This window comes from Gracilibacillus sp. D59 (assembly GCF_052246695.1).
Lineage (GTDB): Bacteria > Bacillota > Bacilli > Bacillales > Amphibacillaceae > Gracilibacillus.
Window position 1 is genome coordinate 323,727 of the sequence record NZ_JBQQCK010000003.1, and the last position, 23,174, is coordinate 346,900.

At 35.7% G+C, this 23,174-nt stretch carries 24 protein-coding genes; 13 read left to right on the forward strand and 11 right to left on the reverse strand.

The annotated features are described in order from the left end of the window. Positions 1-556: 556 nt before the first annotated feature. Positions 557-2,062 carry an extracellular solute-binding protein gene (locus ACTWP4_RS07740; protein WP_443128298.1) on the reverse strand — a complete coding sequence of 502 codons (1,506 nt, stop codon included), beginning with the start codon at positions 2,060-2,062 and terminating at the stop codon, positions 557-559. Between the two features lie 247 nt (positions 2,063-2,309). On the opposite strand from ACTWP4_RS07740, the gene ACTWP4_RS07745 reads away from it, so the two are divergent. After that, entirely contained in the window at positions 2,310-3,242 is a 933-nt protein-coding gene (locus ACTWP4_RS07745; RefSeq protein WP_443128183.1) for a D-2-hydroxyacid dehydrogenase, read from the forward strand. Between the two features lie 313 nt (positions 3,243-3,555). Here the strand turns inward: ACTWP4_RS07745 and ACTWP4_RS07750 are convergent, their stop codons facing one another. Continuing rightward, the gene (locus ACTWP4_RS07750) at positions 3,556-4,695 is read right to left on the reverse strand and encodes a hypothetical protein (RefSeq protein ID WP_443128184.1); all 1,140 of its coding nucleotides are present in this window, start codon (positions 4,693-4,695) and stop codon (positions 3,556-3,558) included. A 69-nt stretch (positions 4,696-4,764) separates the two neighbouring features. Between ACTWP4_RS07750 and ACTWP4_RS07755 the strand changes: the two genes are divergently transcribed. From ACTWP4_RS07755 to ACTWP4_RS07790, 8 genes are all read left to right on the forward strand, one after another. After that, entirely contained in the window at positions 4,765-5,310 is a 546-nt protein-coding gene (locus ACTWP4_RS07755; protein WP_443128185.1) for a hypothetical protein, read from the forward strand. A gap of 143 nt (positions 5,311-5,453) precedes the next feature. Beyond that, a complete protein-coding gene (locus ACTWP4_RS07760; protein ID WP_443128299.1) occupies positions 5,454-6,236 on the forward strand; it encodes a DUF2935 domain-containing protein in 783 nt (260 codons plus the stop codon). Positions 6,237-6,496: 260 nt separating this feature from the next. After that, on the forward strand, positions 6,497-6,877 hold the full coding sequence (locus tag ACTWP4_RS07765; protein ID WP_443128186.1) for a hypothetical protein: 381 nt from the start codon (positions 6,497-6,499) through the stop codon (positions 6,875-6,877). Between the two features lie 68 nt (positions 6,878-6,945). Continuing rightward, a complete protein-coding gene (locus tag ACTWP4_RS07770; RefSeq protein ID WP_443128187.1) occupies positions 6,946-8,034 on the forward strand; it encodes a sensor histidine kinase in 1,089 nt (362 codons plus the stop codon). Positions 8,035-8,058: 24 nt separating this feature from the next. Beyond that, a complete protein-coding gene (locus tag ACTWP4_RS07775; RefSeq protein WP_443128188.1) occupies positions 8,059-8,661 on the forward strand; it encodes a response regulator transcription factor in 603 nt (200 codons plus the stop codon). 560 nt (positions 8,662-9,221) lie between these two features. Beyond that, positions 9,222-9,971, forward strand: a complete 750-nt coding sequence (locus ACTWP4_RS07780) for a nucleotidyltransferase domain-containing protein (protein WP_443128189.1) — start codon at positions 9,222-9,224, stop codon at positions 9,969-9,971. Between the two features lie 86 nt (positions 9,972-10,057). Then, the gene (locus tag ACTWP4_RS07785) at positions 10,058-10,825 is read left to right on the forward strand and encodes a Cof-type HAD-IIB family hydrolase (RefSeq protein ID WP_443128300.1); all 768 of its coding nucleotides are present in this window, start codon (positions 10,058-10,060) and stop codon (positions 10,823-10,825) included. An 88-nt stretch (positions 10,826-10,913) separates the two neighbouring features. After that, the gene (locus ACTWP4_RS07790) at positions 10,914-11,534 is read left to right on the forward strand and encodes a chloramphenicol phosphotransferase CPT family protein (RefSeq protein WP_443128190.1); all 621 of its coding nucleotides are present in this window, start codon (positions 10,914-10,916) and stop codon (positions 11,532-11,534) included. 43 nt (positions 11,535-11,577) lie between these two features. On the opposite strand, the gene ACTWP4_RS07795 is transcribed toward ACTWP4_RS07790, so the two are convergent. Beyond that, the gene (locus ACTWP4_RS07795; RefSeq protein WP_443128191.1) at positions 11,578-12,147 is read right to left on the reverse strand and encodes a GNAT family N-acetyltransferase; all 570 of its coding nucleotides are present in this window, start codon (positions 12,145-12,147) and stop codon (positions 11,578-11,580) included. Between the two features lie 18 nt (positions 12,148-12,165). After that, positions 12,166-12,516 carry a VOC family protein gene (locus ACTWP4_RS07800; RefSeq protein WP_443128192.1) on the reverse strand — a complete coding sequence of 117 codons (351 nt, stop codon included), beginning with the start codon at positions 12,514-12,516 and terminating at the stop codon, positions 12,166-12,168. Positions 12,517-12,653: 137 nt separating this feature from the next. On the opposite strand from ACTWP4_RS07800, the gene ACTWP4_RS07805 reads away from it, so the two are divergent. After that, positions 12,654-13,133, forward strand: coding sequence for an SRPBCC domain-containing protein (locus tag ACTWP4_RS07805; protein WP_443128193.1), 480 nt, complete (start codon positions 12,654-12,656; stop codon positions 13,131-13,133). Between the two features lie 352 nt (positions 13,134-13,485). Here ACTWP4_RS07805 and ACTWP4_RS07810 read toward each other — a convergent pair whose 3' ends face one another. The 7 genes from ACTWP4_RS07810 to ACTWP4_RS07840 all read right to left on the reverse strand — a co-directional run bounded on the left by ACTWP4_RS07810 (position 13,486) and on the right by ACTWP4_RS07840 (position 20,109). Next, the gene (locus ACTWP4_RS07810; RefSeq protein ID WP_443128194.1) at positions 13,486-13,950 is read right to left on the reverse strand and encodes a DinB family protein; all 465 of its coding nucleotides are present in this window, start codon (positions 13,948-13,950) and stop codon (positions 13,486-13,488) included. 52 nt (positions 13,951-14,002) lie between these two features. Beyond that, positions 14,003-14,197 carry a DUF6366 family protein gene (locus tag ACTWP4_RS07815; RefSeq protein WP_443128195.1) on the reverse strand — a complete coding sequence of 65 codons (195 nt, stop codon included), beginning with the start codon at positions 14,195-14,197 and terminating at the stop codon, positions 14,003-14,005. A 34-nt stretch (positions 14,198-14,231) separates the two neighbouring features. Next, positions 14,232-15,188 carry an acetamidase/formamidase family protein gene (locus ACTWP4_RS07820; RefSeq protein ID WP_443128196.1) on the reverse strand — a complete coding sequence of 319 codons (957 nt, stop codon included), beginning with the start codon at positions 15,186-15,188 and terminating at the stop codon, positions 14,232-14,234. A 62-nt stretch (positions 15,189-15,250) separates the two neighbouring features. After that, positions 15,251-15,904 (reverse strand): VanZ family protein, encoded by a 654-nt coding sequence (locus tag ACTWP4_RS07825; RefSeq protein ID WP_443128197.1) that lies wholly within the window; start codon positions 15,902-15,904, stop codon positions 15,251-15,253. Between the two features lie 688 nt (positions 15,905-16,592). After that, positions 16,593-18,233: a methyl-accepting chemotaxis protein gene (locus ACTWP4_RS07830; protein WP_443128198.1), complete on the reverse strand. Its 1,641-nt coding sequence runs from the start codon at positions 18,231-18,233 to the stop codon at positions 16,593-16,595. Positions 18,234-18,251: 18 nt separating this feature from the next. Continuing rightward, positions 18,252-19,229, reverse strand: coding sequence for a BMP family lipoprotein (locus tag ACTWP4_RS07835; protein WP_443128199.1), 978 nt, complete (start codon positions 19,227-19,229; stop codon positions 18,252-18,254). A 313-nt stretch (positions 19,230-19,542) separates the two neighbouring features. Beyond that, positions 19,543-20,109, reverse strand: a complete 567-nt coding sequence (locus ACTWP4_RS07840) for a Maf family protein (RefSeq protein WP_443128200.1) — start codon at positions 20,107-20,109, stop codon at positions 19,543-19,545. Positions 20,110-20,225: 116 nt separating this feature from the next. Here ACTWP4_RS07840 and ACTWP4_RS07845 point away from each other — a divergent pair, with 116 nt between their 5' ends. The 3 genes from ACTWP4_RS07845 to ACTWP4_RS07855 all read left to right on the forward strand — a co-directional run bounded on the left by ACTWP4_RS07845 (position 20,226) and on the right by ACTWP4_RS07855 (position 23,109). After that, positions 20,226-21,140: a hypothetical protein gene (locus ACTWP4_RS07845; RefSeq protein ID WP_443128201.1), complete on the forward strand. Its 915-nt coding sequence runs from the start codon at positions 20,226-20,228 to the stop codon at positions 21,138-21,140. Beyond that, entirely contained in the window at positions 21,141-21,521 is a 381-nt protein-coding gene (locus ACTWP4_RS07850; RefSeq protein WP_443128202.1) for a MazG nucleotide pyrophosphohydrolase domain-containing protein, read from the forward strand. Between the two features lie 625 nt (positions 21,522-22,146). Beyond that, the gene (locus tag ACTWP4_RS07855; protein WP_443128203.1) at positions 22,147-23,109 is read left to right on the forward strand and encodes a glycoside hydrolase family 43 protein; all 963 of its coding nucleotides are present in this window, start codon (positions 22,147-22,149) and stop codon (positions 23,107-23,109) included. Positions 23,110-23,174: the final 65 nt, after the last annotated feature.

Sequence of the window (23,174 nt, forward strand, 5' to 3'; positions counted from 1 at the left end):
AAGCGAACGGCCTCCGCTATATGAATGCTCTACACCTTTAGCATGAAAAAACATGAAGGCAATGATACTCTATCATTCAAGCAATAGAAGATTGCCATTGTTGAAATGAAAAACAAAGACATTTACTGTCGTAAACGCTCTACATTCTTATAAATTCGGAGAAAAACGCTGTTATGAATCACGTACTTACTTCAACAACTCAAACTGTTAGCTCCCTGCAAATATTGTAGAACCCAATCTAGTGGAGGTTGCCCACTTCAACTCCTGTGGGACCGTTTTACCTGAAGATCCACTTTTCTAAGTGGTTTTTGCTTGGAAAAGTTAGCTGAAGGAAAAACCCCACGGAAAGGGAAGTGGGCAGCCGGAGCGGTTTTTTAGCAGTAAAGACATGCCAATATTACCACTTGATAAAAAATCAGTTCATACACAATATTCCCCTCTTATGCATGAAAGAAAAAACCAAACGATATCGAACACTATTCGATTAATCGTTTGGATTTTACTAATTATAAATCACTTCTGTCCCAGTTTCTTTTCCGGTTAACCCATTATTATGTTATTTGGAAGCATTGAATTCTTTGATGACATCATTACCACCGGCTGATTTCCACTGTTCGATTGCTTCATCAAATCCTTGTTCATCAATTTGACCAATAATGTAATTAAATGTTGCGTCGATAATAATCGTATTTAATTCCTCGCTTTTTAAATCATATGTTTCGGAATCTAAAGTAATAATAGGGTTTTTAATGAGATAATTTTCGTTATCCTTAAACAATTTTTCAGCTTTTTCTCGTGCTTCTAAAGGAAATGCACCTTCATAACGTCCGTTTGTTTCGGGTTCGCCGATCTCCAATGTTTGGTATGGAATTACTTCCCGGTCCAATTTACCGCTATCCTCAATTGAAACAGCTTTACCATTTTCTACATTGTAATGCTCGCCTTCAATGCCCCAGTATACGGTGTTGGAAACCTCAGGCTCCATCATTTTATCAAAGAATGACAAGATTTCTTTTAATTCTTCCTCTGTTTCAACCGTAGATTTTGGAAAGAAATAAGGATGATTATATCCAGGAATAGCCCAGATTTGATATTCTCCATGAGGACCTTTTATTTGGTTGTGTACATCCAGTTCCATATCTGGGTTCAAGGCAACCCCGTCACTATAAAGCTGGCTTACATCACACATACATCCGATATAAGCGCCTGCTTTTCCAGATTTAATCATGTCCTGTTGGTCAGGCTTACTGGTAACAGGGAAATCTTGATTGATGTATCCATTTTTATGTAGGTCTCTCATGAAATCAAGTGTTTCTTTGTATTCTGGAAACATAAATGCAGGTAGTAATTGTCCATCTTGTTCTCCCCATTCATTGGGCGCATTAAACCAGGATGCGATCGTATTAAAGGATCCGTAAGCTAAATCTCCTCTATCAGCTAAACCGATTGTATCATCTACACCATTTCCGTCCGGATCATTTTCCGTAAATTGTTTCATCATTTCGAAAAATTCCTCTGTTGTTTGTGGTGTGTCTAAGCCAAGATTGTCTGCCCAATCTTTTCGATAAATAATACCTTGTCTAGATAATGGGCGTCCTTGATAAAGCGAATATAATTTTCCGTCTACCCTCATGTTATCTAATATATCGTCCTTAAGTTTCTGTAAATTCTCATACTCATCTAAATAAGGTTCAATTTCCCAAAATTGACCATCACGTATTGCTTCCTTAAAGTTACCTTCTATTGGTATGTTTGCGACTTCTGGCATACTACTTGTTGCAAAGGCTGTGTTCATACGATCCTGATAATTATTTGCAGGAACATACTGCAAGTCGAGTTTTACTTCCGTTAATTCTTCGATTTTTTCCTCCAGCATCGGATCAGGTGTTTCCGCTGAATGCAAAGGAGCTAATATGGATATTTCATTTAAATCTTTATTTACAGTACCTCCTTCACTCCCAGAATCATCCTCACCATTAGAAGCGCTTTCATTATTGCTACAAGCAAATAAAATGATTCCAAACAACGTAAACAAAATTAAGATAGTTAATTTCTTTTTCATTTGCATTTCTTCACCCCTTTTTCGTGTTGTTTTAAGTCTACGACGAATGATTAAATTTCGTATATAATCAAATTTTTGTTATTACGTGGTAAACCTAATGAAAATAAGCAGAAACTAAAGCAAAACTAATATAATGATTATTTCTGATATAATGATTTTTTTCAAGTTAGTTGGCTTGATGTTCGATTTCATTTAGTATTTACTCATACTTAGGAATTGTTTCTTGATTGAAGAAAGGAGATTATCAATGAAGATCAATAAAATTTTGTTTGTCAGCACCTTAAATAAAGAAATAGAAGAACTTATAGAAAAAGTCGGATTGAAAAAGGAATGCCGTTATTTGACTGAAGGTGAACTTCAAGATGAAGATTTAGAATGGGCTGATGCATTTGTATCTTTTAAAACTAGATCTAGTTATGATTATAGCAAAGTGAAATGGGTTCATTCCCTAGGTGCAGGGGTTGACAGCTTTTTATATCAAAAGAAATGGGATGAAGATGTTCTGTTGACAAGAACGATATGTTCATTTGGACAAAGAATTAGCGAATATTGCTTAAGTTACATATTAAAGGATATACAGCTTCATGATCAATTCCTTCATTTGAAATCCACAAAGCGTTGGAATCCAATTACACCAAAGATGCTAAAGGAAGCAAAAGTAATGATTTATGGCACAGGAGAAATCGGACAAAAAATAGCCCAAGTGCTTTCCTTTTTTGGTGTAGAGGTTTATGGCGTGTCACTGAGCGGTAAACCAAAAGAATTTTTCACCGGAGTGTATACAGTAGAGTCGCATTTTTCGTTATTAAAGCAAATGGATTATATGATCAACACATTGCCATTAACGGAAAAGACAGAAAAGCTATTTGATGTTGAAATTTTTAGCCATGCATCTAGTATTGGTTTTATCAATGTAGGTAGGGGAGAATCAATAAGTGACTTAGCGTTGTATGAGGCCTTAGAATCTGGTCAAGTAAGGTTCGCGGTACTTGATGTGTTTAACGAGGAGCCATTGCCAAAAGAGAATAGATTGTGGGAACATCCTAATGTAGTAATTACACCTCATATTGCTGCTGTGACAACATCCAAAGAAGCGGTAGAATGCTTTGTTGACACACTAAAAAATATAGAGGGGGATAGACATTTAGCTAATAAAGTAGATATCAAAAAAGGATTTTAAAATGGTAAATTCCAGTCCTCTGATAATTAATTGCCGGTACTCATTAGAAAAAGTAATCCCTCAATGCCCAGCTAAAGCACATGAGGGATTATTGTTTGTTAGCCTTTTTAAGGAGACAAGAAAGTATAAAATTCGCGCGGATGTCTAGCTCCAAGCGCCCAAAAACTAGGCGACTTCACGAATCGTCCTACGATAAAGAAGACTTGCCGATTGGTGAAGCCAGAGGCTTAGTCGCCCTTATACCCTTGGGTGAAAGTCATCATCGGATCGCAAGCTCACCGTGATTCCTTTATCTCAGTTGATTCTGAAGCCGCTACGTTTCTAAGCGGGCACTTTGCGCTTTTCTTATTACTTTTACAATTAAATATGGTATCCACACGACTAGTGGAAACAAAATAGCCATTCCGAGCACATTCTCTGAAACTTGATAAGCAATAGATTCATTTTCCTCAAAACTCATAGTCGTGGCAATTCCGAAGACAAAGACATTTATAACGAATATCAGCATAAAATACCAACGCAGATAATGGCGTAAAATGAAGAAAAATAATAGACTGATAAGGAAAAACATAACAAAAATTGGCCAAGGATTCTCAACAGCAAACCAGCCATTTTTACAAAGCTCTATTAGTCCAAAGGTAATTCCTATCATCAAAGCATAGCTAAATAAAACAGCATTTGCAATAGGTCTGAATAAGGATTTGTCTTTTCCGACAGGTTCAATATTATGTTCTTCTGGTGGGTATGTTTGGTTCCAATTTCGATACATCTCTTTCTGTTGCTGTTTCCAATTCCCTTTATAATCTAGTGGAATAACATGAATATGGGATTCTAATCGTCTCATTCTTTCTTCATCTGTGAATATATTTAGCTCATTACTATAGAGTACTTCTGTTGTGAATTGTAGGGAGATATTCTGTTCTTTGAAATAGGTTAACCAAATATCGATATTCTCATAATTCATGGGAAAAGGGACCATCAACAATTCTTTTTTGTAATTTGCATCATGAATAATATAAAGTATGTAACTTATATCGGTATGCTTATTTCCGTGTTGCGTTCTATATTCATTTGTTATATACGGTGCTACAACAACTTTCTGTATAGTAGAAAGCTCTATTTCTGTTAGTGTTGGTTCTTTATCATATGTATTTTCCCATTTACTTAGTTGAATGGTATCTGGATAGAACTTATATGTTGTGAGATGGTTATTTCGCCAGATCAATCCACGAGCATAGGAAAATACTTTGATACCTAACCAAATACCTAGTGGAATAAGCAACATCAGTAACCCGGACCACAGATTTATATTATTGCTGAACACTTTTATTGGTCCAACTATCATAAAGATACTAAAAAGAAAAAGGACTGAAATGATATATGAAAATAATATCCACCAGAAAGGGTCGATTTTTTTCTCAACGTATTGATATTTAACCTTACTTGATTGCATATTACCCTCCTCAAATGTAGTTAGATTTGCTACAATAATTATAACAAAAAATAGAAAGTTGTGAAGATATTGGATGTAGTAAAAGATATTATCTTTTCAGAATGGCAATGGGTGACGGTGTTTCTTTCTGTAATTGCATTTACGGCGATGATTGTTGGAAGATATCCATTAAAGACGACTTTGAAATCTGGAATTATAGCTGTTTTCATTAATTTTGTTGCTGTTTCTTTTTTTATTTATTTTAGTGTATCTTCCGACCAGACTTATCCAAGTGATATGGCAACACCGCCAGAGGATATAGATGTAGAGCAAAGATTGAGTGAAGTTTTTGAAAATAATAAAGAGCGGGTTCAGAACAAGGAACTGGTTGCACTGGTACAGCCTATCACTGAAAATGACAATGTTACTTCGCATGTATTTGTTAAGAATTTTCATAATAAATGGGAGTTTCGAGGTAAGGTAAGGGTTGCGATATATGATGATAATGGTAATGCAATCAATGATGAGGTGTTTGATATTACTTTAAAGCCGGGTGAGCAAAAACAAATTGATACTGATTTTGGTGATCCATACTTTGACTCGTTCCGTTATGAGTTTTTTCCAGAGGAAAATTGATCAAGTAATATAGGAAAGAATAAAGATTAAGGCAGAAATCCAGCTAATTAAGTGGTTTCTGTCTTTTTATTTGCATAGCCAGTCAACCATTAATATTTCCTCAATTCCCCGAATAGAATAAACCATCAATGCATAAAAAGGGGATGTATGATTTGAAATCCAATTATTTAAAAAGTGCTGTGTTTGAACATCAATTTTGGCTGCGGGTGCTCGGAGATCATGCCCGGTTTATTAATGATTCCCTTTATCCATCAGAAATAGAGGATATTGAAAAGGCCAAAATGTTTCGCTCACAGTATGACCAACTACTTGCACAATCAAGTGCAATAGATACGTCTAACGCGATTTCTTTTTCGATTATGGTTGAAGATCTTACCAAGCAATTCAGAGAGTTTAAGCTTTCCATCATTAAGCGACATTTGAAAGGTCAGATAGGGATACACCTGACACCTACATTTATTAATCACATGGTCAATGAGTTGGAAGAATATTTGTTGATTTTAGGTTATCTGAAAGAAGGAGAGGTACCGCCAATCTTCCACGAATTACATCATCACCTTCTTTGGCTTTTGGATGCATCAGGTCATGCTGGAGCGATTAATGATGAGATGGATGCCGTCGAGCAAAGATTGAAAGAAAAGAGTCATGCTTTTACGGAACACTTTAATCAATTCTATCTAAAAGCAGTGGAACTTACCGGTTATTTACGATCCAATGTTAATGCATTCCCTGCATTAAAAAGGTTCAATAATGACGTAGAAGTAGAAATAGGTTTATTTAAAACATTTTTGCACGAATTGGAAGAAATGGAGTTAAGTGCAGAAGTATTAAGTACTTTTACTGCTTCCATGGCTGACCATATGGCTCGTGAGGAGCAATATTACTTAATGAAAGTGGCGCAATCTAAGCATGCTACCGGAAATTGAGTAACTATGTTTTAAATTCTTTTAAATAAGAATGCGATGCTTTCCCCTTTTGGATATTATTTCTGAAGGGGGATTTTCTAGTTTTAGTGGAAGAAGCATCTGGCTGAAAGTACTGAAACTTAAGATATAACAATACCAAAATGGTGTAAAATTAATGGAAATGATATTTATCATCTTAAAGAAATGATATTCATAACTACTAATTAATTTCCCTTTTCTTTACGATAAATATATCTTAAAGAAAAGAGGAGATTGGATTTATGAAAAAAAGTATAATGATAGGATGTTTTGTTGGCATGGTTGCAGGGGTGGCAGGAATAATCACGGCCTATTTAATTGGTATGTTTACAGAACTTTGGTTTGATCAGTTGACTTGGGTTTCTATCGGAATTGCGGCAATTGTAACGAATATGGCTGGGGCATTCATTTACACCAAATGGTTTCAGGCTACCAAAAACCCAAGAGTTTACTACATTATTCTAGTTACGGGAATTACTTTGTTGATGACAGTTAATGATATTGTAAACCCACCAGCAATGGATTTTGGGATTGTAGCACACCCTGTGCATATAGTCGTCGCACTACTTTCGATTTGGTTGATACCCACTTGGCTTGAATCGAAAAAAACAGCAAGTACCTGATAATTTCAGTATTGGTATCCATTACATGATAGTATAGAAATATATTCATTTTAAAGGAAGCGGTTTAAATGAAATCACGATTGTTAATTAAACATTCGAAGAAAACAGCCTTGCTGGGGCTGTTAATCCTTCCAGTTAGTTATTTGGCATTCATGCCTGTTGAGCCCGGTTTTCTAGTATTATTTTTAATCCTCGGGTTCAGCTACTACAAAAGTCTTGCGAATGATAAGTATCAGATCGTTTATATTATTGTTCAACTAGGAGCTGTAGCAATGATAGGTGCATTTTATACACCATGGAGTTTATGTTTAGGATTTTATCCGGCAGTTGTGACAGGATTGCTTGATTCCTATCGTATAATCACACGGATTATGATCTCCATGACAGTCTTGTATGTAGGTGCAATCATTCTATACTATATGCAATCAGTGGACCACGTTCAGCCATATTGGATCCCTGTTGTCCTTTCATTGTATGTAATCCCTTATGTGATAAGGATATTAAATCAATCATGGGAAATGAATATGCAACTTCATCGAGCTAATAAGGAGATTGAACGTCTTGTAAAAAATGCCGAACGTCAACGTATTGCGCGGGATTTGCATGATACTTTAGGGCAAACATTGTCCATGATTACTGTGAAAAGTGAGCTTGTGGAACGCTTAATCCCTACAGATAAGGATCAGGCAATTGCAGAAGTTCGGGAGGTCCAGACTATTTCACGATCTATTTTGCTGCAGGTCCGGGAGCTGGTTAGTGATATGCAATCGATTAATTTTGAAGATGAACTTAAACATGCTAAGTCAATACTTCATTCGGCAGGAATACGATTTATCCATGAAACCAATACTGCAACAAGCATAGAACCGACCATCGAACATATTCTCGGGATGTGTCTTCGTGAATGCATTACTAATGTCGTCAACCACAGCAATGCTGAAACTTGCACTGTCAGTTTACAAGAATTACGGGAGGAACACGTTCTAGTTGTCAGAGATGATGGTAAAGGACTGGGTAAAGAGAATACGAGATTCGATGAATTCGGTAATGGAGTATTAGGAATGAGAGATCGTTTATTATTGATTGAGGGCAAAATTAACTATGAGTCTAGTCAATCGGAGGGGACTAAAGTGACCATCACTGTTCCAAAAAAATGAAGTTCTTATGATAGGGGAGATTAAATGCTTATTGTTATAGCAGAAGATCAAGGAATGCTCCGAGGTGCCATAAGTAAATTGTTGGCTATGGAAGAAGATATTGAAATTGCTGGAGAAACTGACAATGGTAAAGATGCACTCCGATTAATCCAACAACATAAACCAGACATTGCCCTTCTGGATATAGAGATGCCTTCATTAAGTGGTTTGGAAGTAGCGGAAAAGCTACAATCTGAGGGAAGTGATTGCAAAGTTGTAATAGTTACTACCTTTGCACGAAGCGGGTATTTGCAACAGGCAGTGAAAGCCGGAGTCCAGGGGTATTTACTTAAAGACGCACCGGTATCAGAACTTGCTGAATCACTTCGCAAGATTCAGTCAGGAAGACGGTTCTTCAGCCCGCATCTAACCTTCTCGATGATGGAAGAAGTAAATCCACTCACAGAACGGGAGACTGAAATTCTTAGTTGTCTGAAAGCAGGTGATTCTGTGAAGGAAATTAGTTCTAAACTATATTTATCACCCGGAACGATCCGTAATTATATTTCTGAAATTATTCAGAAACTCGAAGCGAAAAATCGCATTGACGCTGTAACCATAGCCGAAAATAAAGGTTGGCTGGATTAACTTACATGGTATTTATAATTTATGCAAGGCTCAGCTACGGCCCAATTTTAATCGCATCTGCACGCACACCCTTGATTTATTTGTATAATGTATTTTATATCGTATGCTGTCTGCTGTTAATAACGTTTTATGCTCATTTATCGTGAGCCAAACATGATGAAGAGGTTTATTTATCGGGCACTTTTTTCCACTTTTCGGGCGCTTTTGAGGGGATAACGGGCACTTTTCACTATTTATCGGGCATTTTTTTATGGATATCGGGCAATTTTGTGCATTTATCGGGCACTCTCCCATATATCAAAAAAGACATCTTGGATAAACTCAAGATGTCACAAACTTATTTAATTCCTAACTCCTCCATCACATGCAATATATGAATTTCTATGGCGCTATTTGCACCATTAGGATTACGTTTTTCATAAAGACCATCATGATCGTATCTTTGATTGCTAGTTCTTTATTTGTATGGGGAACTACCTTATCGATCGCTGGATAATTCATTATGGGTTGCCTTAATAATTAATACATTGTAATTTAAGGAATAAAAAGGAGGCGTTTTGTTGAAAGAATTGGAAAAATCGAACATTGAATGGCTAGAGGATCGGACCATTATTTTATCACCAACAGGTAGTTATGCCTATGGAACCAATACAGATAATTCAGATAGAGATTATAAAGGAGTTTGCATCCCACCAGTAGACTACTATTTAGGATTACATGCTTTTAATGAATATAATACAACTGGTGGAAAGAATTTTAAAAACACCAAAGATGATGTTGATATAAGTGTTATTCATATAAATAAATTTGTTAAGGATGCAATGCAAGGGGTTCCGAATAATATCGAGATTTTATTTGTCCGCCAGCAAGATTACCTTAAAGTCACAGAGTTAGGGCAAGTGTTAATTGATCATAGAAAGCTGTTTTTATCGAAACACATTTATAAAAGGTTCGGTGGATATGCTTATTCTCAAATACAAAAACTGAAAAACAAGAATGATACAGATAGAACAGCTCTCACTAACCTTTACGATTATGATACAAAATTATTTATGCATAGTATTAGATTACTCACTAGTGCTATCGAGATTTTAGAAACAGGGGATTTTCATACATATCGACCAAATAGACAATTACTTCTTGACTGTAGAAATGGCAAATACTCTTTGAGCGAAGCATTGGAAATGATCGAAATGTATGATAATCAATTAACAATAGCTTGGAATAAATCAGAACTTCCTGAAACACCAGACTACGATAAAATTAACCAGCTATTAATTGGGATTAATAAAAGAGGGTTAGTGATTTAGTGAGAGAGTCTAACAATTTGATTAAGTATGAATACTTTCTGAATTAACAAAAGATTAAGGTGGGGGAGAAGCTTAAGGTGTACAAAATGGTAGCTTTAGACATAGATGGAACGTTACTGAATAGTAAGGGTCAAGTACCAGCAATGCATAAAAAAATAATTCAAATGGTACAGGAAAAAGGAGTCCATGTTGTATTAGCAACAGGTAGATATTATATGCAAGCAACAGGAATTATGAATGAACTTAATTATAATGGTATATTGGTTTCTAATGATGGTGCTGTAACCATTGATGGGAGAACGAAACAAATACTATATGAAAACTCATTTTCGATTAATGATATTGCTCATTTTGTTAAAATGTGTCGTAAGGTAGATGTTCAATTTGCAGTAGTGACCGCATTTAATTATTATGGAGAATCTGTTAGTAAAGAGCATAAAGAAAATTGTAAGGAACATGGTATTGAGTATATGTATAGTGATGATGTATTAAAGATTTCTGAAAAAGTTATGAAATTCTCTATCATGGACATAACAAAAATAGGTGGTTGGCAACATCTTGAACCAACTAGTAATATAAGATTGAGGGTAGACGGTGAATTTTGGAAGGAATATATGTCTACAAAAGCCACCAAAACAAATGCTCTAAAGGAAATCGCTAATAGTTTAAATATATTACCATCGGAAATTATTGCTATAGGAGACTATTATAATGACTTAGATATGATTGAATATGCAGGAGTGGGAATAGCGATGGGGAACGCTCCTGAGGATTTGAAAGAAAAAGCGGATGATGTAACGCGATCTAATGACGAAGACGGTGTTTACTATTCGTTAAAAAAATATCTTGTTTAATAGATTTAGAACTAAGTTGACTATTTAATGAAAATGGCAGGACAAATATAAGTATTTTGGTAATACCTTATTTAGGAGGAATCCCTAAATGTTAGAAGTAGATAAACCTGGAACGATTATTATTTTAAATGGTGCCCCGAGATCTGGGAAGTCTAGCATAGCCTCTATAATCCAGAAAACATATGAAGGTGTGTGGATGAACTTAGGGGTAGATCAGTTTATGAAGATGACCCCAGAACGCTTTCAGCCGGGAATTGGTTTACGGCCTGGTGGTGAAATACCTGAACTCGAACCGGTTATAAAAGTAATGTATCAAGCGATGTATGAGGCAATCGCACAATTCAGTCGTTTAGGACTAAATGTTGTGGTGGATGTAGGTCATCATGACGGATATTCAGTTCCACTTAGAATCCTACCAGATTGCGCTCGTATACTGGATGGGCTTCCTGTTATGTTCGTTGGAGTGCATTGTCCGATCGAGGTGGTAATGGAACGACGAATGAATACATGGAATCATGGTTACAACGCTGATGGCACTGTACCCAAGCCAGTTGCTTTATGGCAGAAACTTGTCCATGATCCTGGTATCTATGATATAGAAGTTGATACCTCTGTTTTCAGTCCAGAAGAATCTGCTAAATTAATCCGCCAAGAACTAGAAAATGGTAAGCTACCAAAAGCTCTCCAGTTCATCAAGAATGATAAGTAAAATGTAACAAAGGGAAAGTAGCTTGATCAACAAGCTACTTTCCCTATTTCTGTGCTGCAAATTCTTCTCTCAAAATCGAGTATATCTTTACATCCCAATGCTTTCCTTTGCTAAATACTGCTTTCCTCAATTCTCCTTCAAACGTCATACCTGCTTTCTCCATAACTCTTGCTGAACCAATGTTTTCCACTAAACATTTTGCTTGAATCCGTTCCAATTCCATATGATTAAAACCAAATGCAATAACTTCTTTGGCAGCTTCTGTGACAATTCCTTTGCCCCAATAGTCTTGAGAAATTACATAGCCAATTTCTGCAATATATTGACTGGTATCCCATGAGACAAAATCAATCGTGCCTATCATCTTTTGAGTGTCTTTTAACTCGATTGCCCACGGCGCAATGTTATTATTTTTATATAGACTTAGGATATATTGGACAAACGCTTGTGTTTCATCTAGAGATTTGTGCGTTTCCCATGTTACAAATTTCGATACTTCTTCATTAGATCCATAGGCATAGATATCGTGAACATCATCTAATGATACTTTTCTTAAAAATAATCGTTTCGTTTCTAGTGTTGGCAAATCACTGAATATATCTTCCACTTCCATAGGGTATACTACCTTTCCTTATCTTTCACACACCATCAAATGATTTCCATCGGGATCCTTAAAGTTAAAAAAATGCCCAAATTGAATCTCAGAAAGCAATTCTACTTCTTTGTTTTCCATATACTGATAGGCCTCATTAATATTATCTGTATCAAAATGAAAAGCGGGTGTTTTCAGAATTGTTTCATCACGATAGATTTTACTATCGAGTACCACATTCAATCCATCTAATTCAATTACATAAAGGTGTCCTCCAGGGAAGTCGTTGTTAGGTTCTAAGTCTAGTAAATCACAGTACCAGTCACGTGCTTTCTCAATATCCTTCACAGGTATAAATATAGCAGTAATCTTTTTGTTTAATGGATTCATAGAAACAGCTCCTCTTTTATAAGTTTTAGTAATTTAACCATATTATGAAGAGAGAAACTAGTCAATACAAAATAATGTTTTGTAAAACTGTTGATCATTTAGTATGTTAAAATAGCCTTAAAAAGGAGGTCATTCTAATGAATTACGGTACACTTAGTAAAGATAATGATCGATACACCTTAACATTTGTACGAGAATTTCCGTTTTCTCCGGAGAAAGTATTTGATATTTTAATCAATCCAGGTTCCTTTACGCAATGGTATCCTTTCGCAACAGGAGAGATGGAAGTAAAAGTTGGCGGAAGGCTGAAGTTTGACGATGGAGAAGGTTCCGTATACGAAGGAGAAATCACCGAGTTAGAAGCGCCGCACACATTTGTTTTCAAAGAAGTAGATGATTTGCTTGATATGAGAATAGCAGAGAAAGAAAACGGCTGTGTTTTTACATTTAATCATTCATTCCATGATGCCTCTATGGCGATGTACATAGCAGCAGGTTGGCATCGGTGCCTTGATGTATTTCAGCAAATTGTTTATGGTGAACAAGTGATGTGGCAGGACAATGCAGAAGAATTACGTGAGTATTATAAAGAAGCCTTTGAAGAAGGAGAAAAGTGAGCCCAAATTCAATTAGGCTCATTTTTCACTTTATTATTATCAAAAATAATATTGATAGGGAGATAAATGAGAAAAACTAGAAATAACTTTTATATCCCGGCCGAATGGAAATTATCCAAGCGTTTGCAGGTGGCAAACAGCTAACGCCATCCCAATTTTCTGTGAGATTTACCTAACTTCCCACGCCATAATATACCGGAATATTAATTATCTTTATGAAAGTATCTTGGATGATGACGCTAGTTCCGGTAGGCTGAGTATTATCTGTTTGATATTGCAATTCTTGATACGGTTCAAGAATTGCAAAAAAGTCTATGAGAAGTATTAGAGCCATGTGTGAAGCATAAGAGAATTATTCGAACATGGAGACTTTAGGATCTTTACCATAGCAATGAACAAGTATGGCGTGTAATTGTCCCCTATGATGGTAAACGTGTGCTAATATCTCTAACAGCCATTCATATTTTGTATAAGTTAACCCCCAATGTGAAGTGGTTTCAGATAGGAGTTCTTGCTCGGTTAAGTTCATATAATTACTTTTCAGTGATTCGAAATTGGTTATTAAACCATCTTTTATGGAATCTAAGTTTTCATATGATACTTCTGCATAGAGGTTTTCCATCTCTTCTTTGGTTGCTTCTTTGGAAATAAGCCAATCTGCTTCGCAAATCAATGCTATATGTTCTAATAGTTCCCCGATAGAATGCTTATTAGATGTTGGTCTTTTTTGTAAATCATCTTCTTCTAATTTTTCAATTATTTCAATAACTGTATTAACAGCAACTTCAATTTGGTGTAGAACATTTTCACAATTCATATGTAACCCCCTTGAATCTTTCTCACTTCAATCCAGCAAAAAGGAAGGCCTATTACCGAAAGAAAATGGAGTAAATGATAAAACCTAAAATGATGACAAGAGTGAGTATTCCAGTACCTTTCCAACCTAAACTTCCAACTAAATCTGGCAGTCCACCACCATGAATACTCCCAGAAGGAGTTCTTTTTAATTCTTCTTGTCTCATTCTTTCTCTTTTTCTTTCAGGAGTTTCTTTTTCTTCCGTCATTTTAACACCTCACTTATTAAAATTCACTACTTTGTTAAGAGGGGGGATTACCATGAATACTAGCAAATGAACCGTGAGGCAAAATTGCGTGCACGCCCTTAGTGCCATTAACAATTTGAGTAATTCTCATATTTACTGTCAAACTAGCAAGAGTATAAGCTTCTTTACGACTGAATCCGTATAGTTCCTGCATAAGATCTAACATTCCTTCAAGAGCAATCAAACAAGCTTCATCAAGGTCTTCATCAAAACCAAAGGTAATCCAACCTGCGGGAGTATTAGCACGGGGCATCGATAATTTCATGTCCTCTTTAAGTGTAAATGTTAAATCGACAACATCCATTGGGCATTCAATCGCTTGCGTGCTAACTTCGCCGTCACCTTGTAATGCATGGCCATCGCCAACTGAGAACAGTCCTCCAGAAACAGGAATAGGGAGGTATAAAATACTTCCTTCCACTAGTTCTCTGCAATCTATGTTCCCACCACAAAACCTTGGCGGTATGGTTGAATGAATACCTGCTTCATTAGGAGGCATCCCCATCGTCCCCATAAAAGGTGACAAAGAAACTCGATGATTGAGTTGACTTGTTCCAATCATATTCTTAATATCTAAATTCCAGTTTAAGTGATACCTATCTTGTTCTGTTAACCCTAGTCGTTTTTTAACTTGATTGGAACCACCCGCGAAACTCCATCCCCATGATGCTGGACGTATTTCATTTATATTAATCATTAAAACCATACCTGGCTTAGCGCCATTAATCGCTATTGGCCCACAGAGGGCATGACCACTATTTTCTTTTACCTTTTTAGTTTTAAAAACGTTTCGTTGACCCGATGATTTAAAAGGTTCTAGCCCCCATAATGCATCGAGCGTGGAATAACGGACAGAGTCGCCTGAATGTATAGTTAATACGGGTTTGAAATTCTTAGAAAAAGAGCCGTGAAGTGTCTGATTTTGAGGTTCAATATAGTAGGTAGTAGCCATGGATAACTCCTTTTAATATATTATTTAATTTTGGGATGACTAGAATCTATTAATTTTATAAACTATAATTTAATTCTATTCTCGCTTTCAATCATGCTAGCATTTCTTGAATTCAATTTTTGCAATGGTCTAATTTGTAATTTGTCCACTATTTTAAAAATTAATTTATAAATAAGATATCCAATTATGACACCTAACACATTAAAAATGACGTCATCAATATCAGTGACTCGCCCCCGACCACTTGCTTTTGGTCCTACAAATTGTAAAAGTTCAATACTAAGTGACACTCCAAAACCTAATAACAGAGTGCGTTTAAAAGACTTGAATTTATCCAATAATATCGGAGTTAAGAAGGCTAATGGCATTAGTAACAAAATGTTGCCACCTATATTTTTTGCAAGTAGTTTAATCATAAAAGGCACATCTCCGCCGTAAGCAATACCAATTTGACTAATATCTTGAATAATTAATTTTAGAGGTACTAGATTTAAATAACGATACTCATTCTCGAAATCAGCAAACCCTACCGGTATAGGAAATAAGGTCATAGAAATGACCATACAAATGTATAGCACAAAAAGAAAGCTTATACTTTCCCTTAACCAATATACTGATTTTTGTTTTTTATACTTATTTCCAATTAAAATACCTCGTCCAACTAAATATAATGTCATTCCAAGCATTATAAACATATTACCTTCGATTGAATACAAACACTTTCCCTTCTTTCACATTGACTTATCATAATCATAACACACAACCTAAAATATACCAATTTCACATTGAATCTACTTGAGGGAATATATGAATATAGTAAATTATTTTATACAATAATAAGAAAAACTGAGTAAAACTCGCCCGGCCTTATAACTAAAGGCTAAGTAGTTTTGTGGCGTTGCTATTAGTAGCCATTTTGAAATAAATCGATCATTTGACCACCACTCCGGCTGCCCACTCCCCTTTCCGTGGGGGTTGCCCTTCAGCTAACTTTTTCGATTAAAAACCGCTCAAAAAAGTGGATCTTCAGGGCAAACGAGTCCCACAGGAGTTGAAGTGGGCGCCTTCGTTTAAGCATGCGCAATAACTTTTGTCAGACCTAGCAAACTTGGGTTATTATCCCTGTGAAAGTGCATAAATAACGCATTATAACCACTCCTGCGGGATGGTTTTCTCCGAAGCGATTTCCTTACACATGATAACTTTCATAATAAATAACATGATTAGTCAACTATATCTTTCTTTATGACACTTTTTAAACGTGAATAGGATACCAGAATACTGTGATACCAACGTTTATATGCTTTCCTGCGGGATCTTCAGCTCGCAATGTAAAAAAACAGCAAGCCAATCACTAATGTGACGGACTTGCTGTTTGCTTCAAATGTGACTCATTTATAATTTTTAGATTCTAAATCGACTTACTTTATCTTGTAATTCTTGTGCCATTTCTGCTAATACTTTGGTAGCGGCAGATACTTCTTGGATAGATGCTGTTTGTTCCTCTGTTGCACTTGCGACTTCCTGGGAGTGATGTGCAGTGTTTTCTGTTATTGACGATACATTGTTCATTGATGTAACAAGTGTCTGGTTATTGTTTTTCATTTGACCTAGAGAAGTATTTACTTCATTGATTCGTTCTTGGACATCTGAGACAACTTTTGTAATATTTCCAAATGCATCACTCGCTTCAGTTACAAGAGATGAACCTTGTTTAACTGCTTGATTTCCTACTTCCATTGACTCTACCGCTTTACCGGTTGTTTCTTGCATCACCGTAATTAATTCATTGATCTGGCGTGCAGACTGACCGGATTCTTCCGCTAATTTTCTCACCTCATCAGCAACAACGGCAAACCCTTTACCATGTTCACCAGCACGTGCAGCTTCGATTGCTGCGTTTAGTGCGAGTAAATTAGTTTGCTCTGCAATATCGGTTATCATATCGACAATTTTATTAATTTCCTGAGAATGATTATTTAAACCTTCAATGACTTGACCAGTATTATCGGTATTTTGATTGATGATTGCCATCTGCTCGATTACACGTTTTACGGTGTCCATTCCTTGCTCCGATTGTACAGATGCATGATTGGAAGACTCTGTTACACGTGTGATACGTTTGGATATAGATTCAATATCTTCAGAAATTTGTTCTACATTTTGATTAGACTGTTCGACATTTTTAAGTTGTTTTTCTGATCCATCTGATACTTCTTGAATCGTATTGGCAATTTGTTCGGTAGCAGTTGAGGTTTCATCTGCATTTGCACTCAGTTGCTCAGCGGAAGCAGCTACACTTTGTGATGTATCTAATACATTCGCAATTAATTCTTTTAAATCTTTGTTCATACGCGCAAAACTATTGTGTAACTGTCCGATTTCATCTTTATTTTTTGTTTCCTCTATAGATCTAGTTAGATCACCATTTGAGATAGCTTTAGCATGATCTGTTAGGGTATAAATTGGTTTAACGATCCGATTAGTCATGATAAAGGAAAAGCTACCTGTACCAAGTAATAAGACAATTCCTGAGACAATGGTGAAAATAAGGACCGAGTCAATCTTTTTCTGTAATTTCTGCTGTGCTATTTGATAGTTTTCATCAATGATTAATTGTAATAAATGAATATCATTTTGAATTCCACGAGTTCGAATTGATTGGCGTTTCGCCTCTGCTGCATCTTTTTCATCTAAAGCTGTAGTAACGTCTTTTTTTAAAGCTTGTAATTTTTCTTCAATTTTAAGTAATTGGCTTTCTGCTCTATCAGTATCCGATAATTTTTTTAATATATCGAAGCTTTTCTGCAAACTATTTTTCACAGACTTTGCATCTGCATCTGTTTTATTTAAAGAAAAACTGCTTAAACCTTGCTCAACGGAAATTACCGCACTATTTAATTTTTCGACATCTACAAGTTGTTCCACATTTTTATTATCAGAAGAATGAATTTGTGTCATTTGAAATGCTATAAATCCGATAATGATACAGGCAATAGTCAAAGGTAAAAGAGAGTTCAACCTTAATTTTCTTTTTAATTTCATGTGTGTCATCCTTTCTCCTTATTCGTTCACCGTAATCGCATTAGAGTTGATATCATCTGTCAGCTTATTTATCTGATTTTCTTCTTCAGATGATAGAGAAATAACACGAATAGGAGCTAATCCAACACCGTCATCACTCAAACCTAATTCAAGGTTGTCACTCGTAAGCTTACCATTATTGACAAGATCGGTTGCCAAGGTGTACATGGCGACATCAATGTTTTTCATCATTGATGTTACAACTGTATCTTCACCTAAGTAATATTGGTCAGAATCGACACCAAATGAATAAATTCCTTCTTTTTGTGCTTGCTTGATTACCCCAACTCCAGTGAAACCTGCTGATGGATAAATATAATCTGCGCCTTGTTCAATTAATTCAGCAGCAATTTGCTCACCAAGCTTATCATCACCAAAGTCTCCTGCAAAACGATCTAATACCTTTGCATCAGGATTTGTTGCAGCAACTCCTTGTTTATAACCATTTAAAAATTTACGGATAAGTGGCGTATCCTCACCCCCAACAAATCCGACAATATCGGATTCGGTCTTCATTCCGGCTATAGCGCCGATTAGAAAACTTCCTTCTTGTTCCTTAAAGTTTACACTTGTCACATTAGGTAAATCTATTACACTATCAACAATAACGAATTGTTGATCAGGATATTCTTTTGCGATCCTAGTTAAGTCTTCTTCAATCATGTATCCAAGTCCAATGATTAAATCATTTCCTTGCTCAATAAGTTGCTTTAAACCAGTTTGATAGTCTCCGACATCTGCTAATTCACGATAATCAAAAAGTATTCCTAACTCATCTCGTGCTCGTTCTAATCCGTAAAATGCAGAGTCACTGAATGATTGATCACCAAGCCCGACGTCCGATAACATAATGCCAATTTTAACTTTGTCATCAATAGTAGATGTTGTATTTTGCTCTGAACAACCAGCCAATACTATAATCAAAGACAAAAATAATACTAAAGTCCAATGTTTCATTTGCTAACCTCCATGATGTTTGAATTATGTAGTGTGTTTAAAAAAGGTATTTATACCTAATGTAACCTTATATAAAGTAACATACTTATTACTCATTATTCTATTGTTTTTAACAAATTGTAATAGAAAGTATATATGTAATCGTTTTATCACGGTGCTAATCATCCGTAAAATCTCCACTTCAAGGTTCGAGTAAATCAAAGAAGCTAAGTGGGGGATAACGGACGCTAACACCGTGATGGAAGTCTCACTTAATTGCATAAAAAAAGAGGAAAGTGCAATCACTTTCCTGATCATAGTCTCACTTTATCTCTTATTTCGGGAAAATTTTAAATTCACTTAATTCCCGTACAACGCGTGAAATTGGTAGCCCGACTACATTGTAATAGTCGCCAGTAATGCCTTTTACAAAGATAGCACCTACACTTTGAATCCCATAGCCACCTGCCTTGTCATAGGGCTCATCTGACTCGACATATGATATGATTTCTTCTTCTGTTAATGGCCAGAACTCTACGATCGTTCTTTCAACAAACACCATTTCTTTATCTGATGAGCGAAGCATCACACCGGTGTATACTTCATGTTTATTGCCGCTCATAGCTTCTATCATTTTATATGCCGCCTGCTTTGCTACCGGTTTTTCGAAAATATTTTGTTGAAAGGATACAACAGTATCAGCAGAAAGAATCACTTCATCTTTATTTTGAATTGGTACATGACTTCCTTTTAACATAGCGAGCTGTTTAACTTTTTCTGCTGGATCTGTTACAGTGATTTGAGTTTCATCGACATCAGGTTTTCTTATTGTAAAAGGTATATGTACTTGCTGTAATAATTCCTGTCTTCTTGGAGAGGAAGAAGCTAAGATTAAGTTCATGGCTATGCTCCTTTTTTGATTATGGTTTGTCCCTATCATAATTCCTCGAAAAGTAAATAGCAACTTTACCTCGATATGTTACAATATTTGTTAAAAGGCTTAGGGGGTGAAAGAGGGTGGAGAAGGATCAATACATAAAAGGCTTCCGATTGTTTATTCTGATAGCACTCATTATTAGCTTGATTATAAATGTCATGATGTTTTCCAAAATAAAAAATGTGGAAGAAGAGATTCGTTATTTAACAGAAAATCAAACGATGTTAAGCAATAGTGTGAACAGTCAGTCTGGTATGATCCAACAGGAATTGGATCAATTTATCGAAGAGCAGAGCTGGATTAGTCCGGTTACCATGGAAACAGATAAGAAACAATTAGCAAATGGTAGCACGGATATAACCTTTGCATGGCAATTAAAAGTATTTCATAAGGATTCAGAAGTCATGTTCCATTATAAATATGGCAAAACAGAAGAATTTATAGAAATACCGGCAAATGAGGAAACAGAAGGAATGTTTCAAGTACAAGTCCCGGTTGAAATGGAATTAAAACCAGAATGGCAGGTAAATGTTCATGCATCAAGTGGAAATTCTCATTCCTTAAAAGAAATCAGTAAACAAGAAATGGAATCTTTAGAAGAAGAAAATCAAATAAGCTATTTTGTGTCTGTTTCCCATGATGGACTGGTAAAACAAAGTCGACAACAATCGGAACATTTAGGATACTTAGGAACGAATAGCTATGGTTCGTTGTTTAGTGACGTGAATTTTAATGAAGATGATGTAAGAGTTCATGTTTACTATCATAATGTATCAAATCAGGATAATATCGTAGAAAAGGTAACCCTTTTGAAATATCAAGAGGATTCACTTCTTGAAGAAAAGCAATTTACTTTAAGAGGTGAAGAAATGAGAGATAGACCATTTGATCTTAAACCATTTAAAAAATATGACAATATGCGATTAGTTATTAAAGTCGAATACACTGATGGAACCATTTTTGAAAAACAAGTTTATCCAAATGAGGTGAAATAGATGAAAGACTTACAGACCTATATGAAAAAATATCATGAAGATATGAATTGGGAAATCCGCGATGGTCATTATGAAGAAGCAAAATCTTCGTTATTGATTAATTACATGCTTTTATCGACTGAGGTGGCGGAAGTAGCAGAAGAATTAAGAAATGCATTTAATCAGACAAATGAACTGATCAATCAAGGAAAAGGTGAAGCGGAAGCATTTGAAATAGCGAAAGCAAACATAAAAGAAGATATAGGAAAGGAACTGGCGGATTGCCTAGCCTACATGACGAAGTTTGCCAATTATTTTGAGATTGATATGGAGAAAGCATTTTATAATAAAATGGAAGAAGTAAAGCAGCGGCAAAATAAGGATATCGGTATTTCAAGGTGAATAAGGTAATATAGCTAACACAAACATCTCTTATTATATGGAGGTAAAGGTGTTAGCTTTTTTAATAAGGAGCGAAAGTATATAACCATTGGTATCACAGCATTTTGGTAGCCTATTCCCGTTTTAAATGAGTCAAAAATAAAGATATCGTTGACTAGTGATGTTGTTTATTATGAATGTTATCGTGTGTAAGGCAGCCGGAGTGGGGTCATACGGTTGATATATTTCAAAATGGCTACTAATAGCAATCGCCACAGATTTACTTAGCCTATAGTTATAAGGCTGGGTGGTTTTGCTCAGTTTTTCTTACAAGACAAGAAAGAATAAAATTTGCGCGGATGTCTAGCTCCGATCGTCCAAAAACTAGGCGACTTCGAGAATCGGTAGCAGGATGATGAACTTTACAATAGAGTAAATGAAACGAGATAACAATCTTAAGTATTAATGATTGATTAACATTCATGTAAATCAAAGTGAAAAATAACTAGTTCATAAGTAATATTTTCGCTTCAAATAATTAACAATATTAACAAACCATGCTATAATCTGTTTTGAATAAGTGTGTTGTTAACATTCAAGAAAAATGTAAGCGCATACTTAACAAAAATGTTAAGGAGTGAAGTAGATGGTTGTAAAAAATGGTTTGAAAGTATTGTTGTTTGTTTTGGTGTTTTTAGGAATTTCGAGTGTGTCCGTATCGGCAGCATTTTGGGAAATGGAAGAACATCCTATGATTCATGATCCTTCTATGATAAAAGAAGGGAATACTTGGTGGACCTTTGGAACAGGGGAAGCAGATGGGAATGGTATTCGTGTATTATACTCTCAAGATGGTTTGAATTGGAATGAGGCACCAATAGTATTTCCCGAACCTTTAAGCTGGTGGAGTGACTATGTTCCAAATCATGCGAGTGCACAATGGGCTCCGGATATCCAATATTATAATGGGCGTTATTGGTTATATTACTCTGTTTCTTCTTTCGGTTCTAATCAATCTTTAATCGGACTACTGTCGACAGAAAGTATAGCTTCAGGTAATTGGCGAGATGATGGATTAGTAGTTCGTTCAACCACTTCAGATAATTTTAATGCAATTGACGGAGATTTAGTCATTGATGAATATGGTAACCCTTGGTTATCATTTGGTTCGTATTGGAGTGGAATAAAACTTACGAGATTAGATGCTAACACTATGAAACCAACAGGACAACTTCACTCAATTGCTGCGAGACCAAATCATCCGGAAGGTGCAGTTGAGGCACCTAGTATTACTTATAAAGACGGTTATTATTACCTATTTGTGTCATTTGATAAATGTTGCAGTGGTTTGGATAGTACGTACAAAGTTGCTGTTGGTCGTTCACCTAACATAACAGGTCCATATGTAGATAAACTAGGGCAAAATATGTTATATGGTGGTGGCACTATTTTTGATAGTGGGAATAATAAATGGATTGGTCCTGGACACCAGGATGTATACAATAATAATGTCTTTGTACGTCACGCATATGACGCAGACAGTAATGGCTTACCTCGATTATTAATCAATGATTTATATTGGGATAGCCAAGGTTGGCCGACATATTAAAATAACTCTCTATCGTATGGTCTTTTCTTTGCCTTTCTTACCGTTTTAAAAATGGATATTAGGGG

Excerpts from the sequence above, each read along its gene's own strand:
- ACTWP4_RS07830 (WP_443128198.1), bottom strand. The coding sequence starts at position 18,233 with ATGAAATTAAAAAGAAAATTAAGGTTGAACTCTCTTTTACCTTTGACT.
- ACTWP4_RS07820 (WP_443128196.1), bottom strand. The coding sequence starts at position 15,188 with ATGGCTACTACCTACTATATTGAACCTCAAAATCAGACACTTCACGGC.
- ACTWP4_RS07770 (WP_443128187.1), top strand. The coding sequence starts at position 6,946 with ATGAAATCACGATTGTTAATTAAACATTCGAAGAAAACAGCCTTGCTG.
- ACTWP4_RS07745 (WP_443128183.1), top strand. The coding sequence starts at position 2,310 with ATGAAGATCAATAAAATTTTGTTTGTCAGCACCTTAAATAAAGAAATA.
- ACTWP4_RS07790 (WP_443128190.1), top strand. The coding sequence starts at position 10,914 with ATGTTAGAAGTAGATAAACCTGGAACGATTATTATTTTAAATGGTGCC.
- ACTWP4_RS07765 (WP_443128186.1), top strand. The coding sequence starts at position 6,497 with ATGAAAAAAAGTATAATGATAGGATGTTTTGTTGGCATGGTTGCAGGG.
- ACTWP4_RS07800 (WP_443128192.1), bottom strand. The coding sequence starts at position 12,516 with ATGAATCCATTAAACAAAAAGATTACTGCTATATTTATACCTGTGAAG.
- ACTWP4_RS07750 (WP_443128184.1), bottom strand. The coding sequence starts at position 4,695 with ATGCAATCAAGTAAGGTTAAATATCAATACGTTGAGAAAAAAATCGAC.
- ACTWP4_RS07810 (WP_443128194.1), bottom strand. The coding sequence starts at position 13,950 with ATGAATTGTGAAAATGTTCTACACCAAATTGAAGTTGCTGTTAATACA.
- ACTWP4_RS07795 (WP_443128191.1), bottom strand. The coding sequence starts at position 12,147 with ATGGAAGTGGAAGATATATTCAGTGATTTGCCAACACTAGAAACGAAA.
- ACTWP4_RS07740 (WP_443128298.1), bottom strand. The coding sequence starts at position 2,062 with ATGAAAAAGAAATTAACTATCTTAATTTTGTTTACGTTGTTTGGAATC.
- ACTWP4_RS07815 (WP_443128195.1), bottom strand. The coding sequence starts at position 14,197 with ATGACGGAAGAAAAAGAAACTCCTGAAAGAAAAAGAGAAAGAATGAGA.
- ACTWP4_RS07850 (WP_443128202.1), top strand. The coding sequence starts at position 21,141 with ATGAAAGACTTACAGACCTATATGAAAAAATATCATGAAGATATGAAT.
- ACTWP4_RS07855 (WP_443128203.1), top strand. The coding sequence starts at position 22,147 with ATGGTTGTAAAAAATGGTTTGAAAGTATTGTTGTTTGTTTTGGTGTTT.
- ACTWP4_RS07835 (WP_443128199.1), bottom strand. The coding sequence starts at position 19,229 with ATGAAACATTGGACTTTAGTATTATTTTTGTCTTTGATTATAGTATTG.
- ACTWP4_RS07775 (WP_443128188.1), top strand. The coding sequence starts at position 8,059 with ATGCTTATTGTTATAGCAGAAGATCAAGGAATGCTCCGAGGTGCCATA.
- ACTWP4_RS07805 (WP_443128193.1), top strand. The coding sequence starts at position 12,654 with ATGAATTACGGTACACTTAGTAAAGATAATGATCGATACACCTTAACA.
- ACTWP4_RS07785 (WP_443128300.1), top strand. The coding sequence starts at position 10,058 with ATGGTAGCTTTAGACATAGATGGAACGTTACTGAATAGTAAGGGTCAA.
- ACTWP4_RS07840 (WP_443128200.1), bottom strand. The coding sequence starts at position 20,109 with ATGAACTTAATCTTAGCTTCTTCCTCTCCAAGAAGACAGGAATTATTA.
- ACTWP4_RS07760 (WP_443128299.1), top strand. The coding sequence starts at position 5,454 with ATGTATGATTTGAAATCCAATTATTTAAAAAGTGCTGTGTTTGAACAT.